Source organism: Mesorhizobium sp. WSM3864, from assembly GCF_002294955.1.
In the GTDB taxonomy this organism is placed as follows: Bacteria; Pseudomonadota; Alphaproteobacteria; order Rhizobiales; family Rhizobiaceae; genus Mesorhizobium.
In genome coordinates this window covers 185,836-200,678 of the sequence record NZ_NSGD01000009.1, presented here as the reverse complement: position 1 = coordinate 200,678, position 14,843 = coordinate 185,836, and the positions used below count along the sequence as shown (strand labels likewise).

21 protein-coding genes are annotated in these 14,843 nt (G+C 64.9%); 6 read left to right on the top strand and 15 right to left on the bottom strand.

Annotation, left to right across the window (positions count from 1 at the left end; genetic code table 11):
- Window positions 1-10: 10 nt before the first annotated feature.
- Window positions 11-970 (bottom strand): sugar-binding transcriptional regulator, encoded by a 960-nt coding sequence (locus CK215_RS19985; protein ID WP_066999158.1) that lies wholly within the window; start codon window positions 968-970, stop codon window positions 11-13.
- Window positions 971-1,172: 202 nt separating this feature from the next.
- On the opposite strand from CK215_RS19985, the gene CK215_RS19980 reads away from it, so the two are divergent.
- On the top strand, window positions 1,173-1,805 hold the full coding sequence (locus CK215_RS19980; RefSeq protein ID WP_095831912.1) for an HAD family phosphatase: 633 nt from the start codon (window positions 1,173-1,175) through the stop codon (window positions 1,803-1,805).
- A 201-nt stretch (window positions 1,806-2,006) separates the two neighbouring features.
- Here CK215_RS19980 and CK215_RS19975 read toward each other — a convergent pair whose 3' ends face one another.
- From CK215_RS19975 to ureC, 7 genes are all read right to left on the bottom strand, one after another.
- Entirely contained in the window at window positions 2,007-2,774 is a 768-nt protein-coding gene (locus CK215_RS19975) for a class II aldolase and adducin N-terminal domain-containing protein (protein WP_095831940.1), read from the bottom strand.
- Between the two features lie 66 nt (window positions 2,775-2,840).
- Window positions 2,841-3,473: an urease accessory protein UreG gene (ureG, locus tag CK215_RS19970; protein ID WP_095782165.1), complete on the bottom strand. Its 633-nt coding sequence runs from the start codon at window positions 3,471-3,473 to the stop codon at window positions 2,841-2,843.
- Window positions 3,470-3,910, bottom strand: coding sequence for a DUF3995 domain-containing protein (locus tag CK215_RS19965; protein ID WP_066999149.1), 441 nt, complete (start codon window positions 3,908-3,910; stop codon window positions 3,470-3,472). The genes ureG and CK215_RS19965 overlap by 4 nt, the downstream gene beginning before the upstream one ends.
- A complete protein-coding gene (locus CK215_RS19960) occupies window positions 3,907-4,578 on the bottom strand; it encodes an urease accessory protein UreF (protein WP_095831939.1) in 672 nt (223 codons plus the stop codon). The genes CK215_RS19965 and CK215_RS19960 overlap by 4 nt, the downstream gene beginning before the upstream one ends.
- On the bottom strand, window positions 4,571-5,149 hold the full coding sequence (gene ureE, locus CK215_RS19955) for an urease accessory protein UreE (RefSeq protein WP_095782164.1): 579 nt from the start codon (window positions 5,147-5,149) through the stop codon (window positions 4,571-4,573). The genes CK215_RS19960 and ureE overlap by 8 nt, the downstream gene beginning before the upstream one ends.
- Window positions 5,146-5,751 (bottom strand): glutathione S-transferase family protein, encoded by a 606-nt coding sequence (locus tag CK215_RS19950; RefSeq protein WP_095827248.1) that lies wholly within the window; start codon window positions 5,749-5,751, stop codon window positions 5,146-5,148. Before CK215_RS19950 ends, ureE begins: the two co-directional genes overlap by 4 nt.
- A 106-nt stretch (window positions 5,752-5,857) precedes the next feature.
- Window positions 5,858-7,573 carry an urease subunit alpha gene (gene ureC / locus CK215_RS19945; protein WP_170950338.1) on the bottom strand — a complete coding sequence of 572 codons (1,716 nt, stop codon included), beginning with the start codon at window positions 7,571-7,573 and terminating at the stop codon, window positions 5,858-5,860.
- Between the two features lie 164 nt (window positions 7,574-7,737).
- Here ureC and CK215_RS19940 point away from each other — a divergent pair, with 164 nt between their 5' ends.
- A complete protein-coding gene (locus CK215_RS19940; protein WP_066999139.1) occupies window positions 7,738-8,109 on the top strand; it encodes a hypothetical protein in 372 nt (123 codons plus the stop codon).
- A gap of 6 nt (window positions 8,110-8,115) precedes the next feature.
- Entirely contained in the window at window positions 8,116-8,745 is a 630-nt protein-coding gene (locus tag CK215_RS31835) for a hypothetical protein (protein WP_245418740.1), read from the top strand.
- A 20-nt stretch (window positions 8,746-8,765) separates the two neighbouring features.
- Here CK215_RS31835 and CK215_RS19930 read toward each other — a convergent pair whose 3' ends face one another.
- The 5 genes from CK215_RS19930 to CK215_RS19910 are packed head-to-tail and all read right to left on the bottom strand — an operon-like array spanning window position 8,766 to window position 11,146.
- Window positions 8,766-9,071 (bottom strand): urease subunit beta, encoded by a 306-nt coding sequence (locus tag CK215_RS19930; protein ID WP_095825540.1) that lies wholly within the window; start codon window positions 9,069-9,071, stop codon window positions 8,766-8,768.
- Between the two features lie 7 nt (window positions 9,072-9,078).
- Window positions 9,079-9,672 carry a HupE/UreJ family protein gene (locus CK215_RS19925; RefSeq protein ID WP_095827250.1) on the bottom strand — a complete coding sequence of 198 codons (594 nt, stop codon included), beginning with the start codon at window positions 9,670-9,672 and terminating at the stop codon, window positions 9,079-9,081.
- Between the two features lie 26 nt (window positions 9,673-9,698).
- Window positions 9,699-9,953: a DUF1272 domain-containing protein gene (locus tag CK215_RS19920; RefSeq protein WP_095831911.1), complete on the bottom strand. Its 255-nt coding sequence runs from the start codon at window positions 9,951-9,953 to the stop codon at window positions 9,699-9,701.
- A 10-nt stretch (window positions 9,954-9,963) separates the two neighbouring features.
- Window positions 9,964-10,266 (bottom strand): urease subunit gamma, encoded by a 303-nt coding sequence (locus CK215_RS19915; protein ID WP_066999125.1) that lies wholly within the window; start codon window positions 10,264-10,266, stop codon window positions 9,964-9,966.
- A gap of 37 nt (window positions 10,267-10,303) precedes the next feature.
- Window positions 10,304-11,146, bottom strand: coding sequence for an urease accessory protein UreD (locus tag CK215_RS19910; RefSeq protein ID WP_170950337.1), 843 nt, complete (start codon window positions 11,144-11,146; stop codon window positions 10,304-10,306).
- Window positions 11,147-11,343: 197 nt separating this feature from the next.
- Here CK215_RS19910 and CK215_RS19905 point away from each other — a divergent pair, with 197 nt between their 5' ends.
- The 3 genes from CK215_RS19905 to CK215_RS19895 all read left to right on the top strand — a co-directional run bounded on the left by CK215_RS19905 (window position 11,344) and on the right by CK215_RS19895 (window position 13,713).
- Complete coding sequence (locus CK215_RS19905) at window positions 11,344-11,598, top strand: acyl carrier protein (protein ID WP_040975089.1); 255 nt, start codon at window positions 11,344-11,346, stop codon at window positions 11,596-11,598.
- A 4-nt stretch (window positions 11,599-11,602) separates the two neighbouring features.
- Window positions 11,603-12,811, top strand: a complete 1,209-nt coding sequence (locus CK215_RS19900; RefSeq protein ID WP_066999123.1) for a beta-ketoacyl-[acyl-carrier-protein] synthase family protein — start codon at window positions 11,603-11,605, stop codon at window positions 12,809-12,811.
- Window positions 12,812-13,008: 197 nt separating this feature from the next.
- Complete coding sequence (locus tag CK215_RS19895; protein WP_095831909.1) at window positions 13,009-13,713, top strand: glutathione S-transferase N-terminal domain-containing protein; 705 nt, start codon at window positions 13,009-13,011, stop codon at window positions 13,711-13,713.
- 6 nt (window positions 13,714-13,719) lie between these two features.
- Here CK215_RS19895 and CK215_RS19890 read toward each other — a convergent pair whose 3' ends face one another.
- Window positions 13,720-14,028: a hypothetical protein gene (locus CK215_RS19890; RefSeq protein WP_095831908.1), complete on the bottom strand. Its 309-nt coding sequence runs from the start codon at window positions 14,026-14,028 to the stop codon at window positions 13,720-13,722.
- Between the two features lie 143 nt (window positions 14,029-14,171).
- Window positions 14,172-14,783 carry a nucleoside triphosphate hydrolase gene (locus CK215_RS19885; protein ID WP_095782158.1) on the bottom strand — a complete coding sequence of 204 codons (612 nt, stop codon included), beginning with the start codon at window positions 14,781-14,783 and terminating at the stop codon, window positions 14,172-14,174.
- Between the last annotated feature and the right edge of the window lie 60 nt (window positions 14,784-14,843).

Here is a 14,843-nt window from a genome sequence, read left to right as displayed (position 1 = left end):
AGCATCAGGATCACGCGCCGCCGAGCAGGGCGGTGGCTGTCCGTTCATCGGTGATGAGGCCATTGACCAAACGCCGGTTCACGGCGGCGAGAATGCCCGGCAGCTTGCGCTCGCCCATGGCAAGCGCGATGACCAAGGACTTCTCGCGTGACGGCAAGGCGGCGGACGAAACGCGGTCGTTGGTGATGCCTTCGATCATGCGGCCTTCGCGGTCGAAAACCCAGCCGACGATCTCGGCGACGCCGCCGGCTTTCTGCAGCGCCTTCAGTTCCCCCTCCGAGATGAAGCCGTCCTCATAGAGCGGCGCCTTCGGGCCGAGATCGCCGATGCCGACGAAGGTGACGTCGGCTTCCGCGGCCAGCGCCAGCGTCGGCTGGATCATCGGCTGGCTGAGCAGCATGTCGCGCTCTTCCGGCGAGGAGGCGATGACCGGCAGCGGCATCGGGAAGGAGCGCGCCTTGACCCGGTCGGCCATGGTGAAGATGACGTTGTAGAAGGCGGCCGAGCCGTCGGGCGAGATGTTGCCGGTCAAGGACACCACCTTGTGCTGCGGGCACTCCATCGGCGGCAACAGCTCGATCGCCGCCTTCAGGGTGCGCCCGGTGCCGATCGCCATGACGATGGGGGCGGCGGAGCGCAGCCGCCGCTCGATCTCGGCAGCCGCCGCCTCGGCAACACCGATCGTCGTCGAGGACGAGGTCGGATCGCTCGGCACCACCTCGACGAGATCGAGCGCGAAACGCGACTTCAGCCGCGCGGCAAGGTCGAGGCAATTGGCGATCGGATGATCGACGCGGACCTTGATCAGCCCTTCCGACATCGCCAGCGAGACGAGCCGCTGCGCCGTCTGCCTGGAAATACCGAGCTTGGCGGCGATCTGATCCTGGGTATTGCCGGCAACATAGTAGAGCCAGCCGGCCCGCGCGGCGTCGTCCAACCTGGTGCTGCCGGTTTCCTGTCGCGCGTTCACATTCTGCCTCCCCAAGCCCGACAATAGCGGGCCCTCTAGATTACAGCGAAAGCGGCTCTGCGCAATTGTCAATTGAAGGAGCAATTGCTTGCGCCGCTGCCGACCAAGGTTGGCCCTGTTCGCACTCGCTTCAACCATTTGCCGGGAGAGCGGTTTATCTCTGACCGGAAACCCATTAAGGGATCGGCAAAAGGAGCCTTGCATGACGCCGAAAGCGGTTTTCTGGGACATGGACGGCACGCTGGTCGACAGCGAGCCGCTGCACGAGGCAGCACTTGTGGCCGCCTTGCGCAGCGTCGGCATCACGCCGCCGACCGACCTGCACGAACGGGTGCTGGGCGTCGCGGCATGGCCGGTCTACGAAATGCTGCGCGACCAGTTCGGCCTCGACCTGCACTTCGATGACTGGATCGTGCGCAAATACGACCACTATCTGCCGATGGCCGGGACGCTCAAGCCGCGGCCCGGCGCGATCGAGGTGTTCAACGAATTGCGCGCGCTAGGCGTCGAGCAGGCGGTGGTGTCCAATTCGGACCGGCTGATCGTCGACGCCAATCTCGGCGCGGTCGGTCTCGTCTATCCCGGCATGCACACGGTGAGCCGAAACGACGTACGCCAAGGCAAGCCGCATGCGGAACCCTTCCTGCGCGCGGCCTATCTCGCCGGTGTGGATCCGGCCGACGCGGTCGCGGTCGACGACAGCCGCACCGGCGCGATGGCCGGCCTGGCTGCCGGCATGAAGACGATTTTCTGGCCGGAAGCGCCGATGCAAGGACCGCCCGGCGCAATCGTCATTAACAGCGCCGAGGAACTGCGGGCGCAATTGGGTCTCTAAGAAGACGTGCCAACGCCGGCGCTGCCCTGCCCCTCATCCGCCTGCCGGCACCTTCTCCCCGTGACTACGGGGAGAAGGGACACGCTCCGACGCCGACGATCCTCCTCTCTCCGTGCTTCACGGGGAGAGAGTGAGGGGCAGCGCCCGGCTTCGAAAATAGGCGAAAGCCAAGCCTCCAGCGTCAACCCACAACCGCGGGGCTCAGTTCCTGTAGACCGGCTCTTCCTCGTCGAGGATTGCCTTCAGCTCGGCAAGGTGGCGCTCGGCCTGGCCGGGATAGTCGTCCATCTCGCTCGCCGTCTTTTCCGCGATCTCATCGGAGAGCGTGCGCAGCGGCCGACCGGTCCACAGCGCCTTGATGTAGGTCTCGGCGGCACGCTCGAAATAGAACATGCGATTGAAGGTGTCGGCGACAGAATCCCCGATGACCATCACGCCGTGATTGCCCATGACCATGACCTTGACCTTGGGATCGAAGAGCAGTTTCGAGCAGCGCTCGCCCTCCTCTTCGAAGGCCAGGCCGCCATAATGAGGGTCCACGACATGACGGTTGAAGAACATGGCCGAGTTCTGGTCGATCGGAGGCAGGGTGGAGTCGGCCAGCGAGGCAAGCACCGTCGCGTGGATCGAATGCACATGCATGGCGCAGCGCGCATGCGGCACGTTGCGGTGGATGGCGCCGTGCAGGCCCCAAGCCGTGGGGTCGGGCGCGTTGGGGCCGGAGAGCGTGTCGGGATCGTTGGCGTCGATCAAAAGAAGATCGCTCGCCTTGATACGCGAGAAATGCACCTGGTTCGGGTTCATCAGGAACTTCGTGCCGTCCTCGTTGACCGACAGCGAGAAATGATTGGCGACCGCCTCATGCATGTTGAGCCGCGCCGTCCAGCGGAAGGCGGCGGCGAGATCGACCCGCTCCTCGTAATAAGGCAAGTTGGTCAGCGTTTCCTTCTGCAGACGGGCAAGGCTCATCGAAAATCCTCCGGTTTGGCCGAGCATGCCGTGCATGGCGGCTGCCAGCAACCGCAAACTGATGGGTCAGGCGGCAGGCCGTGCCGATTGCAGCCCGCCCAGCTCGACGATGAACTCGATCACTTCCTGCAGGCCTTTGCCGCGCGACAGATCGGTGAAGCCGAAAGGCCGCTTGCCGCGCATGCGGGCGGCGTCCGCCTCCATGACGTCGAGGTTGACGTTCACATAGGGCGCCAGATCGCTCTTGTTGATGACGAGGAAGTCTGAGCGGGTGATGGCCGGGCCGCCCTTGCGCGGTATCTCCTCGCCCTGGCAGACCGAAATGACATAGAGGGTCAGATCGGCAAGGTCCGGCGAGAAGGTGGCGGCGAGATTGTCGCCGCCGGATTCGATGAAGACGATGTCGAGGTCGGGGAATTTGCGGTTCAACTCGGCGATCGCCCGCAGGTTGATCGAGGCGTCCTCGCGGATGGCTGTGTGCGGACAGCCGCCGGTCTCCACGCCGACGATGCGCTCCTCCGGCAGTGCCTGCAGGCGCGCCAGCATCATGGCGTCTTCCTTGGTGTAGATGTCGTTTGTGACGACGGCGATCGAGAACCGGTCGCGCAGCGCCTTGCAGAGCTTTTCGGTGAGCGTCGTCTTGCCGGAACCGACGGGACCGCCGATGCCGATGCGCAGGGGACCATTGGCTTGGCTCATGCCGGAAACTCCGTGATGGCGAGGATTGCGAAGCCCAGCCCGATCAACAGGCAGAGCGGCGAGTAGAGGCGCTGGTCGAGCCGTGCGAAAGGCTGCTCCGGCGTCAGCCCGCGCCACCAGGGCGTGAAGCCAGCGATGCCTCGCCCCAAGAAGACGATGCCGAAGAGCAGCGCGGTAGCGGCAAGGCCCTGCCTGGGAAAGGGCGAGGCGAAGACGCCTTCAAGGGCCAGCGGCCATAGCGTCGCGAGCGCCAGGCACGCGGCGACGGCAAAGCTCGCGACGGGCGAGGGCATGTCATCCACGCCGCGAAAGCCGACGACGGCGCGGGCGCAGGATTTCGCGTCCTTTCCCGGCCAGATGCCGCCTATGCCCCAATAGACGTGCAGCGTGGTGATCAGCAGCAGGATGAGGGAGAGGACAAAGGCAAGAATGATCATGAGCGGAACAGACGCGAATATTGGGTTTCGTGCTTCATCGCGGCAATGTCGGATATCAAGGCCGAGCCGCCGAGATCATCGAGCGTGGAGTTCGCGGCGCGAGCAGCTGTCGCGAGCGCCAACGGTTCGAAGCCGGCTACCAAAGATGTGGCGTCGACCTGTCCTACAACGCCGAGCCGGATAGCGGCCTGCACGAGGTTGGAGAAGAAGGCCTGCAGGAAGGCCGACAGCGCGTCCGCCAAGCCGATGCCATCGCTGCCAGCGATCGCGCCGACAGCGACGCAATAGGGGCAATCCGCAGGCAGCCGCTCCAGCGGATGACAGGGCCAGGCAGAGGCGGCTTTTTGGAAGGCGGCGCCCTGGAGCATGGTTTCCACGTGGCGCTCCTGCGATCCGGCAAGCGCCTCGGCAAGCGCGGCAACTTCGGCGATATCGCCGCCGTCACGCGCACGCCGCCAGCTTTCGGCAAACAGCACCGCATCGTTCCAGCCCGAGCCCATCTCGACCAGCGTCCCCAGCCACTCGGCGAGATCCCGGCGATCGGCGACTAGTCCGTCATGCACGGCGCGCTCGAGACCGTGACTGTAGGAGAAGCCGCCGACCGGAAAGGACGGCGACAGCCAGGCCATCAGCCGCAGCAGTGCGGTACCGGACGGTTGGTCAGTCATGGTGATGGTGGTGATCGTGGTCGTGGTCATGATGGCCATGCGCGTGATCATGATCGTGATGGTCGTGGCCGTGATCATCATGCGCATGGCTATGTTCGTGGCCTTGTCCGGAATAGGCGCCGCGCACGGGACTGAACGGTTCCACCACCTCGCCGACCGTGGCGCCGAGCCCTTCCAGCATCGCCTTGATGACATGGTCGCGCAAGATGAGGATACGGTCCGCCTCGATTGCCGCCGCGAGGTGGCGGTTGCCGATATGCCAGGCAAGCTCGGTGAGATGCACGGTGTCGCGGGCGCGGATGTCGTAGACCTCTTCGGGCGCGGCGACGATCTCGAGCTGGCGGCCGTCCTCCAGCACCAGCCGGTCGCCATTGCCGAGCGCCACCGGCTCGGGCAGATCGACCAACACTCTGTCGCCGCCGGCGGTTTCGATGGCGCGGCGGCGCAAATGCCGTTCGTCATGCGTCAAGATAGCCTTGTCGAAAGGTGTCGCCGCTCCGCCCTCGCCGGCCGGGAGCACCGAGACGGCGCGCGGAAATTTGGTGAAATCGGTGTTGATGTTGAGCTTCATTTGATGGCTCCGCCATTGGCTTGCGCCCGCGCGCGGGCGGGTCGCGACAGCACGCGATCGAAATAGGCGTTGACGCGATCTGAGTCGACCGAGAACCGGCCGGCGCGCGCCCAACCACCCATATCGCCGAGCAGAACGTCGACGGCGGAAAAGCGGTCGCCGAGCGCGAAGGGCTTGTCGCCGAGCCGGCGGTGCAGCGCCTTGACTTCCGAAGCGAAATCATGGGCGGCGGCAGGGCCGACATCGACGCGCAGCTCCTTGGGCAGGATGAAGCGGTGGCGCAGTTTGTTCCACAGCGGCGCTTCGAACTCGCTCTGCGCGAAATGCATCCAGGAATCCAACTCGGCGCGGCCGGCGAGCCCGGGATCGGCGCCCATTCCCTTATCGGCATGCTTGTGCGCCAGATAGACGCAGATCGCCGCCGAATCAGTGATCGTCAGCTCGCCGTCGATCAGGATCGGCACCTTGCCGGAAGGGTTCAGCGCGTAGGTCTCGGGCGAGCGCAGCTTCACCTCTACGAACTCATAGGATTGCCCGAGCTCCTCGAGCATCCAGAGCACGCGGCTGACCCGGGAACCTCGTGATCCGACGGCCTTGTACATGGTTGGAATCCTGCCTCTTCCGGAGCCTAGACCATCCAAGCCATCAACCCAATGGCGATCAGGCGATGAGGTCGAAGAGCCGCAGGACGAATGAAATGCGGTAGCGCTAAAACAGAAAATACCGTTGCGCCATCGGCAGCACGGTCGCCGGCTCGCAGGTCAAGAGCTCGCCGTCGGCGCGCACCTCATAGGTTTCCGGGTCGACCTCGACGTGCGGCGTGGCGTCGTTGAGCACCATCGAATGCTTGCCGATGCCGCCGCGCGTGTTCTCGACCGCGACCATCGCCTTCTCTACGCCAAGCCTGCCCTGCAAGCCGGCATCAAAAGCCGCCTTGGAGACGAAGGTGACCGCGGAGTTGGTCAGCGCCTTGCCGTAGGCGCCGAACATCGGCCGGTAGTGCATCGGCTGCGGCGTCGGGATCGATGCGTTGGGATCGCCGATCGGGGCGGCGGCGATTGTGCCGCCTACCAGCACCATCTCCGGCTTGACGCCGAAGAAGGCCGGGTTCCACAGCACGAGATCAGCGCGTTTCCCGGCCGTCACGGAGCCGATCTCCTTCGACAGGCCATGCGCGATGGCCGGATTGATGGTGTATTTGGCGATATAGCGGCGGACCCGGAAATTGTCGTTGTCGCCCGTCTCCTCAGCCAGCGCGCCGCGCTGGCGCTTCATCTTGTCGGCGGTCTGCCAGCAGCGGATTGCGACTTCGCCGACGCGGCCCATGGCCTGGCTGTCGGAGGAGATGATCGAGAAGGCGCCGATGTCGTGCAGGATGTCCTCGGCCGCGATCGTCTCCTTGCGGATGCGGCTTTCGGCAAAGGCGATGTCCTCCGGGATCGACGGCGACAAATGGTGGCAAACCATCAGCATGTCGAGATGCTCGGCCAGGGTGTTGACCGTGTAAGGCCGCGTCGGGTTGGTCGATGACGGGATGACGTTGGGCAGGCCGCAGACCTTGATGATATCGGGCGCATGGCCGCCGCCGGCGCCCTCGGTATGGAAGGCGTGAATGGTGCGGCCCTTGATCGCGGCAACCGTGTTCTCGACAAACCCGGACTCATTCAGCGTGTCGGTGTGGATCATCACCTGCACGTCGTAGTCGTCGGCGACCGAAAGGCAGCAGTCGATGGCGGCCGGCGTCGTGCCCCAATCCTCATGCAGCTTCAGCGAGCAGGCGCCGGCGAGCACCATTTCCTCCAGCGCCGCCGGCCGTGACGCATTGCCCTTGCCGGACAGTCCGATATTCATCGGGAAAGCGTCGAAAGACTGTATCATGCGCGCCATGTGCCAGGGGCCGGGCGTGCAGGTGGTGGCCAAGGTGCCATGCGCCGGACCGGTGCCGCCGCCGAGCATCGTGGTGATGCCGCTCATCAGCGCTTCCTCGATCTGCTGCGGGCAGATGAAGTGGATATGCGCGTCGAAGCCGCCGGCCGTCAGGATTTTGCCCTCGCCGGCGATGATCTCGGTGCCCGGACCGATGATGATGGTGACGCCATCCTGGGTGTCCGGATTGCCTGCCTTGCCGATCGCGGCGATGCGACCGTCCTTCAGGCCGATATCAGCCTTGACGATCCCGGCGAGCGCGTCGACGACCAGGGCGTTGGTGATGACGGTGTCGACGGCACCGCCCGCCCTGGAAACCTGGCTCTGGCCCATGCCGTCGCGGATGACCTTGCCGCCGCCGAATTTCACTTCCTCGCCATGGACGGTGAAATCCTTCTCGACCTCGATGAAGAGCTGAGTGTCGGCAAGCCGCACCTTGTCGCCGACCGTGGGGCCGTACATCTGCGCATAGGCGGCACGGGAAATTCTTGCCATCAGCGATTGCTCCCAAAAGCGAGTTTGTGTGGGCGCGGAGCGCACATTGTCGCCATCCAATGGTCATGCAATGACCCGCTCGACGACACCTTCCGATCCCATTTGGCGGTTGAGGTGACCGAGTCAGCCCAAAACGACCGTTTTCCAAACCGAGGGAAGGAATATCCATGCGAAAGACGATACTTTTCGCGGCCGCCGCCAGCTTGATGATGGCGGGTGCGGCCGGCGCGCAGCAGCAGCCCGCGCCGCAGCCGAGCCCGGGGCCTGCGGCACCTGCTGCCGCCGCGCCCAAGGCGCCGACGATCGAGAGCGTCAGCATCGTCGATATTACGGAACTGCCAAAGGACACGCAGACGCAGGTCAATCAGATCGTCGCCCAACGCGGCGACGCCGGCCTGCAGACCCTGCGCAAATCGATCGACGCGACACCCAAGGTGAAGTCCGCGCTCGAAGCCAAGGGAATGAGCTCGGCGCAGGTGATCGCCGCCAGCCTGCAACCCAATGGCGCGCTGACGCTGATCACCAAGAAGGCGAGCTGACGACCAATGCTGGCGGGCCGGTTGCAGGCCCGTCAGCATCATCGCAAACGGAACCTCCCGCCGACAGGACTCGTTTCGCCTTTTTCGCCCCGCCACAAGTTCAACCAGGAGCGAGCGATGGCGAGCGCCCCGTGCCCCGGAACAGGATTTCCAGCCCTTGTCTTTCCAGCCCTTGTGGTGGCCATGCTTCTCGTGGTCGCCGCCCCAGCGTTTCCCGCGCAGCCTGCGGACGGCAAGCCGCCACTGGACAGCACCAAGCCGGGTGCGACGATCGTCGATTCCGACGTGCGGCAGGAGGAGGCGCTGTCGAAGACAGAGGCCGGCAAGGTCATCACCGCCATCGACCGCACGCGCGACAATATTGGCACCGTGCGCAAGACGACCAAGCTGGATACCGTCGATATCGTTTTCCTGACGGATGCCGCGCGCAGCGAAGGCGGGCCGCCGCCTGCGATCGAGAACAAGGTGAAGCAGCATCAGGAAGACGTCGCGGAGCTGCGGCAGGAGATCGAAGCGAACGCCCTGCTCTTCAACGCCATCGATTCGCGGCGCGTGCAGGCCGAGGACGTGCTTGCCGTCGAGTTCGACAATCCCGGGAAGGTCGTCATCTACGCGGCCGCCAAGCCGCCGAAGTGATTTGAGCGCGCCGCCACGCCTCACAGCTTGCCCATCACCTTCTGTTGAAATCCATAGACCTCGCGCTTGCCGCCGAGCGGCACCAGCGTGACGTCACGTTCCTGGCCCGGCTCGAAGCGCATGGCCGTGCCGGCGGCGATGTCGAGCCGCATGCCGCGGGCGCGTTCGCGGTCGAATTTCAGGCCCTCATTGGTCTCGAAGAAATGATAGTGGCTGCCGACCTGGATCGGACGGTCGCCGCTGTTGGCGACCTTGAGCGTCACCGTCGGCAGGCCCTTGTTCAACTCGATGTCGCCCTTTGCCGTGATGATTTCGCCGGGGATCATCGCGGCCTCACAGCACGCCGAAGGCAAGGCCAGCGCCGACCGTCGCGCAGGCGGCGCCGGCAAGACGCGCCAGGGCGCGGAAGCGGAGCCCAAGTCCGAGCGCGGCCGCGATGCCGATGCCATGAAGAAGCGCCGTCGCCATGGCGAAACCCGCCATACATTCGAGGCCGCCGGCATTTTCCGGCACTTCAGTGCCATGCGCATGGCCGTGGAAGAGTGCGAACAGGCCGATGATGGCCACACCCGCCGAGACCGGCAGGTCGACCGCCAGCGCCACCAGCAACCCGAGGGCAACGACCGAAGCGAGGATACCAGGCTCGACGAAAGGCACCGGCACCTGCAGTATGCCGAGTGCTGCGCCCGCCACCATCACGCCGACAAAGGCGAGCGGCCATGCCCACACCGCCTTGCTGCCTTTCATCGCCGCCCACAGGCCGACCGCGATCATGACCGTCATATGGTCGAGGCCCGACAGCGGATGCATGAAGCCCGCCGTGAAGGACGAGGTCGTGCCGACGCCGACATGGGCGTAAGCCGGCATCGCCGCCGCCAGGAAGAGGATCGCGGCAAGCGCGGTGCGTTTCGTCGAAGCGGAGATCATGGGCGGGTCCTTTTCGAATTGCCGACTCAGGCGGCCTTGCGGGGGCCGCAGCCCCGGGCCTTGAGCACGCGTTTGGTCGAGGCCGGGTATTTCTTCAACTTTGCCGCCGGCCGGATCGGCCGCGGCGCGAAATTGCCGCCGCAGTTCGGGCAGACGCCGCCGAGAACATCTTGCGCACAATCGGCGCAGAAGGTGCATTCGAAGGTGCAGATCAGCGCATCCGCCGCCTCCGGCGGCAGATCCTTGTCGCAGCATTCGCAATTGGGTCTGAGTTCCAGCATCGGATCCTCCTCACCGGATCGGTTCGTGCACGGTCACCAGCTTGGTGCCGTCGGGAAATGTCGCCTCGACCTGGACGTCGTGGATCATCTCGGCAATGCCGTCCATGACCTGGGCCCGCGTGACGACATGGGCGCCGGCCTCCATCAGCTCGGCCACCGAGCGGCCGTCGCGGGCGCCCTCGACGACGAAATCGGTGATCAGCGCGATCGCCTCGGGGTGGTTGAGCTTGACGCCGCGTTCCATTCGCTTGCGCGCCACGATCGCCGCCATGGCGATCAGCAGCTTGTCCTTTTCACGCGGCGTCAGGTTCATGCGTCTTCTCGGTACTCAAGATCAAAGTAGTCGAAGGTCAAAGTGACCATAATTTGGGCAGGCCAGCCCGTCCGTTGAGCAGCTCGACGAGCGGAACCAGCCGCTTGCGGAGCTGGTAGCCGTCGCCGGCGGTGAGCCTCGCAAGAAGCTTGCCAGATTGCCCGACGCTCCAGAAACTGGCGCCACCCTGATCACCGATGATCGCGCGGGCAGGCTCCAGCATGGATTCCGCACGCGGGGAGACGAGAAGCATCGTTGCAATTGCAAGCGCGCCACTGGCCACGGCCTGGCGCTGGAGCCCGGCCGCGATATCCGGGCCGATGCGAAAGTCCTCGGCATGGATGAGCCTGCCACCCTGGCGAACCCGCCAGCGGTCATGGAAATTGCCCAGGACCGTCCGTTCGCCCATCGCAAGCCGGCCGAATAGCATCGCCTCCAGGAGCAGCGCCTCGGCCCCGACCGCCAGCTCGACATGCAGCGCGCGGGCAAAGGCCGCGCGGTTGAAAACGATGGTTTCCTGCGGCAGCCAGGCAATGCGGCCGCCGGCGCCAACCGTGAGGCTGACCTTCGTCTCGGCCCGGTCGAATGCGGCGCGATAGATCTTCTCGCAGGCCGGGGTGGTGATCGATGCCGAGGCGCCCTCGCCGACCTCGATCTCCCAGCCAAGCCGGTCGCCGCCGGTCAGCCCACCGGCCGTGTTGATCAGCACGGCCTCGAGCGGGTCGCCTTGCACCGCCGGCATGCGAATCTTCGCCGATCCGTCCTGATAGAGACGTTGAAGGCGGGTCCTGCCGCCGCTCTTGCCGCAGAAAAGCCTGCCTCGCCCGGCAACACGTTGCGCGGCAGGCAGAGAAATCAGGATATCGTCGATCGTGTCCACGGCGCCAACGTTAAGCACTCCACCGGCTTTGTCGATATATAGCTTGTTGCTTGACATCGTTTCGGTTTCTATAGAGGGAGCCACCTTGGAGCGGTCACACGGATTCCTGGCGAGGTAAGGGGCGACGACGTTTATGAATCCGGGGACACAGGGGCGCTGATCAGTTGGCGTCGGAAAACGACAGGGGAAGGAACCGAATGGCTGACCAGCTGACGACCGAAATCATCGAAAAGATCAAAGCGCATGCCGAACCTGGCGGCGAAGAAATCACGCCGAGCACGGATCTCAACACGCTGGGGATCCATTCGCTGGAATTGACCGAGATCATCTTCGATCTCGAGGAGAAGTACGGCATCGAGATCGAGATGAACACGGTCGACGCCTGGAGCAACCTCAAGAACGTCGGCGACATGGTCGAGGCGGTTCGCGAACTGATCGCGAAAAAAGCCTGACTGCATGCTCAAGCGCGTCGTCATCACCGGCATTGGCGGAATATGCGGGCTCGGCACCGATGTGCCGGCGATCTGGGACGCCATGCGCGCCGGCCGATCGGCAATCGGCCCGATCGACAATCCTTCGCTGCATGACCTGAAGGTCAAGGTCGGCTCCGAAATCAAGGCGTTGCCCGATCACGGCATCGACCGCAAGCAGGTGGTGTCGATGGACCGCTTCAGCCTGCTGGCGGTGATCGCGGCGCGCGAAGCGATGCGGCAGTCCGGACTGGTCGCGCATACCGACAACACCTATCGGATGGGTGCCGTTGTCGGCGTCGGCGTCGCCGGCTTCGAAACGATCGAGGAGAATTACCGCGCGATCCTGATCGAGGGGCGCAACCGCGCTGCTATCTTCACCGTGCCGAAGGTTATGCCAGGCGCGGCCGCCGGTCAGGTCAGCATGAGTCTCGGCCTGCGCGGACCCGTGTTCGGCGTCACTTCGGCCTGCGCGTCGGCCAATCATGCCATCGCCTCGGCCGTCGACCAGATTCGGCTCGGCCGCGCCGACGTCATGGTCGCCGGCGGCACCGAGGCGCCGCTGGTCTGGGGCGTGCTCAAGGGCTGGGAGGCGCTGCGCGTGCTCTCGCCCGACACCTGCCGGCCGTTTTCTGCCGACCGCCAGGGCCTGTCGCTCGGCGAAGGCGCCGGCATGGCGGTGCTGGAAAGCTACGACCACGCAATGGCGCGCGGCGCCACCATCCTTGCCGAGATCGCCGGCGCGGGCCTCTCGGCCGACGCTTCCGACATCGTCGCGCCGACCGTCGAGGGACCGGAAGCGGCGATGCGCTTCTGCCTGGTGGATGCAGGGCTCAATCCCGAGGACGTCGACTATCTCAACGCGCATGGCACCGGCACCAAGGCCAACGATCAGATCGAGACCGCGGCGATCAAGCGCGTCTTCGGCGAGCATGTGAGCGCACTCTCGGTCTCCTCGACCAAGTCGATGCATGCGCATTGCCTTGGCGCCTCGGGCGGGCTGGAGATGATCGCCTGCGTCATGGCGATCCGCGACGGCATCGTGCCGCCGACTGCCAATTTCCGCGAGCCCGACCCCGAATGCGATCTCGACGTGACGCCGAATGTGGCGCGCGAGCGCAAGGTGCGCGCAGCACTGAGCAACAGTTTTGCCTTCGGCGGCACCAATGCCGTGCTGGCCTTCAAGGCGATCTGAGACGGGCGATCTGAGATGGGCGACCCGACACGGGCGCTCGGCGGCGCCGGACGCGTTCCCATCCTTGCGGGTGCTTTGGCTGACTGACCGTGCACGGCAGGTCGATTGCCGGCCATATTGATCCCGAAGGGCCGCGGTCCTAAGTCTTGCCCACCCGCCACGGCGCCGCCACGCGCCCATCCGCATCCGGAGCCCCGATGACCGACCTGTCCGCCTTTCCGATCGCCAAGCGCTGGCCGGCCAAGCATCCCGATCGCCTGCAGCTCTATTCATGGCCGACGCCCAACGGCGTGAAGATTTCGATCGCGCTGGAGGAGATCGGCTTGCCTTATGAGCCGCATCCGGTCGACATCGGCAAGAACGAGAGCTGGACGCCGGAATTCCTGTCGCTCAACCCGAACGGCAAGATACCGGCGATCATCGATCCGAACGGGCCCGGCGGCAAGCCGATCGGGCTGTTCGAATCCGGCGCCATCCTGCTCTATCTCAGCGACAAGACCGGCAAGCTGATCCCGGCCGATCCGATCCGGCGCTACGAGACGATCCAGTGGGTGTTCTTCCAGATGGCCGCGATCGGCCCGATCTTCGGACAGGTCGGCTTCTTCAACAAATTCGCCGGGCGCGAGATCGCCGACAAGCGCCCGCTGGAGCGGTATCGCGACGAGTCGCGGCGCCTTATCGGCGTCCTGGAGACGCGGCTCAAGGGCCGGCAATGGATCATGGATGACGAGTTCACCATCGCCGACGTCGCGACGCTCGGCTGGGTGCGCAATCTGATCGGCTTCTACGAAGCGCGCGATCTGGTCGGCTTCGACGATTTCCCCGGTGTCGCGGCATGGCTGGAGCGCGGCCTCGCACGGCCCGCCGTGCAGAGGGGCCTGACCATCCCGGCCAGGGGCTGAGTCGCTCTATTTGGGCTTGGCTTTGGCGCCGCCTCGGCCGAGCACGGATGCGGCAAGCCGCGCGGTGGCCACCACCGCGCCGGTCGCCACGCTTGCCACAGTGCGGATCGGCCCCGACCTTGCCGCCGGCTTATGAGGCTTCGCGGCCTTTGCGGGAGCCTTGTGCGCCGTGCCGGGCACGACCTTCTTGGGCGCCGCCTTGCCGAAGCTTGGCTTGGCGTCCTTGGAGCGCTCGGCGGTCGCCGGAGCGGCACTAGCTCTGGATTGATTGGCTCTGCTTCTTGCAGGCGCGGGTTTTCTGGTCTTGGTTGCCATAAGACGGTTCCCTGTTATCGCGCAATTCCGGAAACCGCTACACACTTTCCTGGAATCGCGTCAGTGCCGGACAATTCGGGTCATGGAGATAACGACCTGTAAATCTTAAGGTTCCCGCCCAAAACTCGTGAAAATTGAGCAGGTTAACCAATCACCAGATCGGCCTCCCTGCGGCGCGCCAGCACGCGCTCGATATTGGGCATGTCGTTGGAGGCGATCCAGGCGCGGGCGTCCTCGTCGGACTTGCCATGGCCGCGCCAGCGCTCCATCAGCCGGCGCTCGAGCTCGTTGCGCGGGACATCGACGAAAATGGTGAAATCGAACAGCTCTGCCAGCCGCGACCACGGCTCCTCGTCGAGCAGCAGATAGTTGCCCTCGACCAGGATGAACTTGGTGTCGGCGGAAATGATCTCGGCGGCGGCGCGCGAGAGTTCGATGCTGCGGTCGAAGACCGGAATGGCAATGTCCGGCTCGCCGGAGCGGATCCGCTTCAAAAGCGTCTCGAAGCCGGCAAAATCGAAGGTTTCCGGCGCCCCTTTTCGCGCGCGCAGGCCGCGCCGGTTGAGCACGATGTCGTCATAGTGGAAGCCGTCCATCGGCACGACTTCGGACGTGCCCTCCGGCAGCAATTCATGCAGCCTGCCCGATATGGTCGACTTGCCGGCTCCCGGCGGGCCGGCAATGGCAACGACGAAACGCTTGGCCTTGCCGGCGCGCTTGAAGATGGCGGCAGTGATATGGGCTAAGTCGGACATCAGCGCCTCTTCGCTAGCGACTCCGGCCGCATCTTGGCGGCACCGGGGAGAAATTTCAAA

Excerpts from the sequence above, each read along its gene's own strand:
- CK215_RS19980 (WP_095831912.1), top strand. The coding sequence starts at position 1,173 with ATGACGCCGAAAGCGGTTTTCTGGGACATGGACGGCACGCTGGTCGAC.
- CK215_RS19975 (WP_095831940.1), bottom strand. The coding sequence starts at position 2,774 with ATGAGCCTTGCCCGTCTGCAGAAGGAAACGCTGACCAACTTGCCTTAT.
- ureG (WP_095782165.1), bottom strand. The coding sequence starts at position 3,473 with ATGAGCCAAGCCAATGGTCCCCTGCGCATCGGCATCGGCGGTCCCGTC.
- CK215_RS19965 (WP_066999149.1), bottom strand. The coding sequence starts at position 3,910 with ATGATCATTCTTGCCTTTGTCCTCTCCCTCATCCTGCTGCTGATCACC.
- CK215_RS19960 (WP_095831939.1), bottom strand. The coding sequence starts at position 4,578 with ATGACTGACCAACCGTCCGGTACCGCACTGCTGCGGCTGATGGCCTGG.
- ureE (WP_095782164.1), bottom strand. The coding sequence starts at position 5,149 with ATGAAGCTCAACATCAACACCGATTTCACCAAATTTCCGCGCGCCGTC.
- CK215_RS19950 (WP_095827248.1), bottom strand. The coding sequence starts at position 5,751 with ATGTACAAGGCCGTCGGATCACGAGGTTCCCGGGTCAGCCGCGTGCTC.
- CK215_RS19940 (WP_066999139.1), top strand. The coding sequence starts at position 7,738 with ATGCGAAAGACGATACTTTTCGCGGCCGCCGCCAGCTTGATGATGGCG.
- CK215_RS31835 (WP_245418740.1), top strand. The coding sequence starts at position 8,116 with ATGCTGGCGGGCCGGTTGCAGGCCCGTCAGCATCATCGCAAACGGAAC.
- CK215_RS19930 (WP_095825540.1), bottom strand. The coding sequence starts at position 9,071 with ATGATCCCCGGCGAAATCATCACGGCAAAGGGCGACATCGAGTTGAAC.
- CK215_RS19925 (WP_095827250.1), bottom strand. The coding sequence starts at position 9,672 with ATGATCTCCGCTTCGACGAAACGCACCGCGCTTGCCGCGATCCTCTTC.
- CK215_RS19920 (WP_095831911.1), bottom strand. The coding sequence starts at position 9,953 with ATGCTGGAACTCAGACCCAATTGCGAATGCTGCGACAAGGATCTGCCG.
- CK215_RS19915 (WP_066999125.1), bottom strand. The coding sequence starts at position 10,266 with ATGAACCTGACGCCGCGTGAAAAGGACAAGCTGCTGATCGCCATGGCG.
- CK215_RS19905 (WP_040975089.1), top strand. The coding sequence starts at position 11,344 with ATGGCTGACCAGCTGACGACCGAAATCATCGAAAAGATCAAAGCGCAT.
- CK215_RS19900 (WP_066999123.1), top strand. The coding sequence starts at position 11,603 with ATGCTCAAGCGCGTCGTCATCACCGGCATTGGCGGAATATGCGGGCTC.
- CK215_RS19895 (WP_095831909.1), top strand. The coding sequence starts at position 13,009 with ATGACCGACCTGTCCGCCTTTCCGATCGCCAAGCGCTGGCCGGCCAAG.
- CK215_RS19890 (WP_095831908.1), bottom strand. The coding sequence starts at position 14,028 with ATGGCAACCAAGACCAGAAAACCCGCGCCTGCAAGAAGCAGAGCCAAT.
- CK215_RS19885 (WP_095782158.1), bottom strand. The coding sequence starts at position 14,783 with ATGTCCGACTTAGCCCATATCACTGCCGCCATCTTCAAGCGCGCCGGC.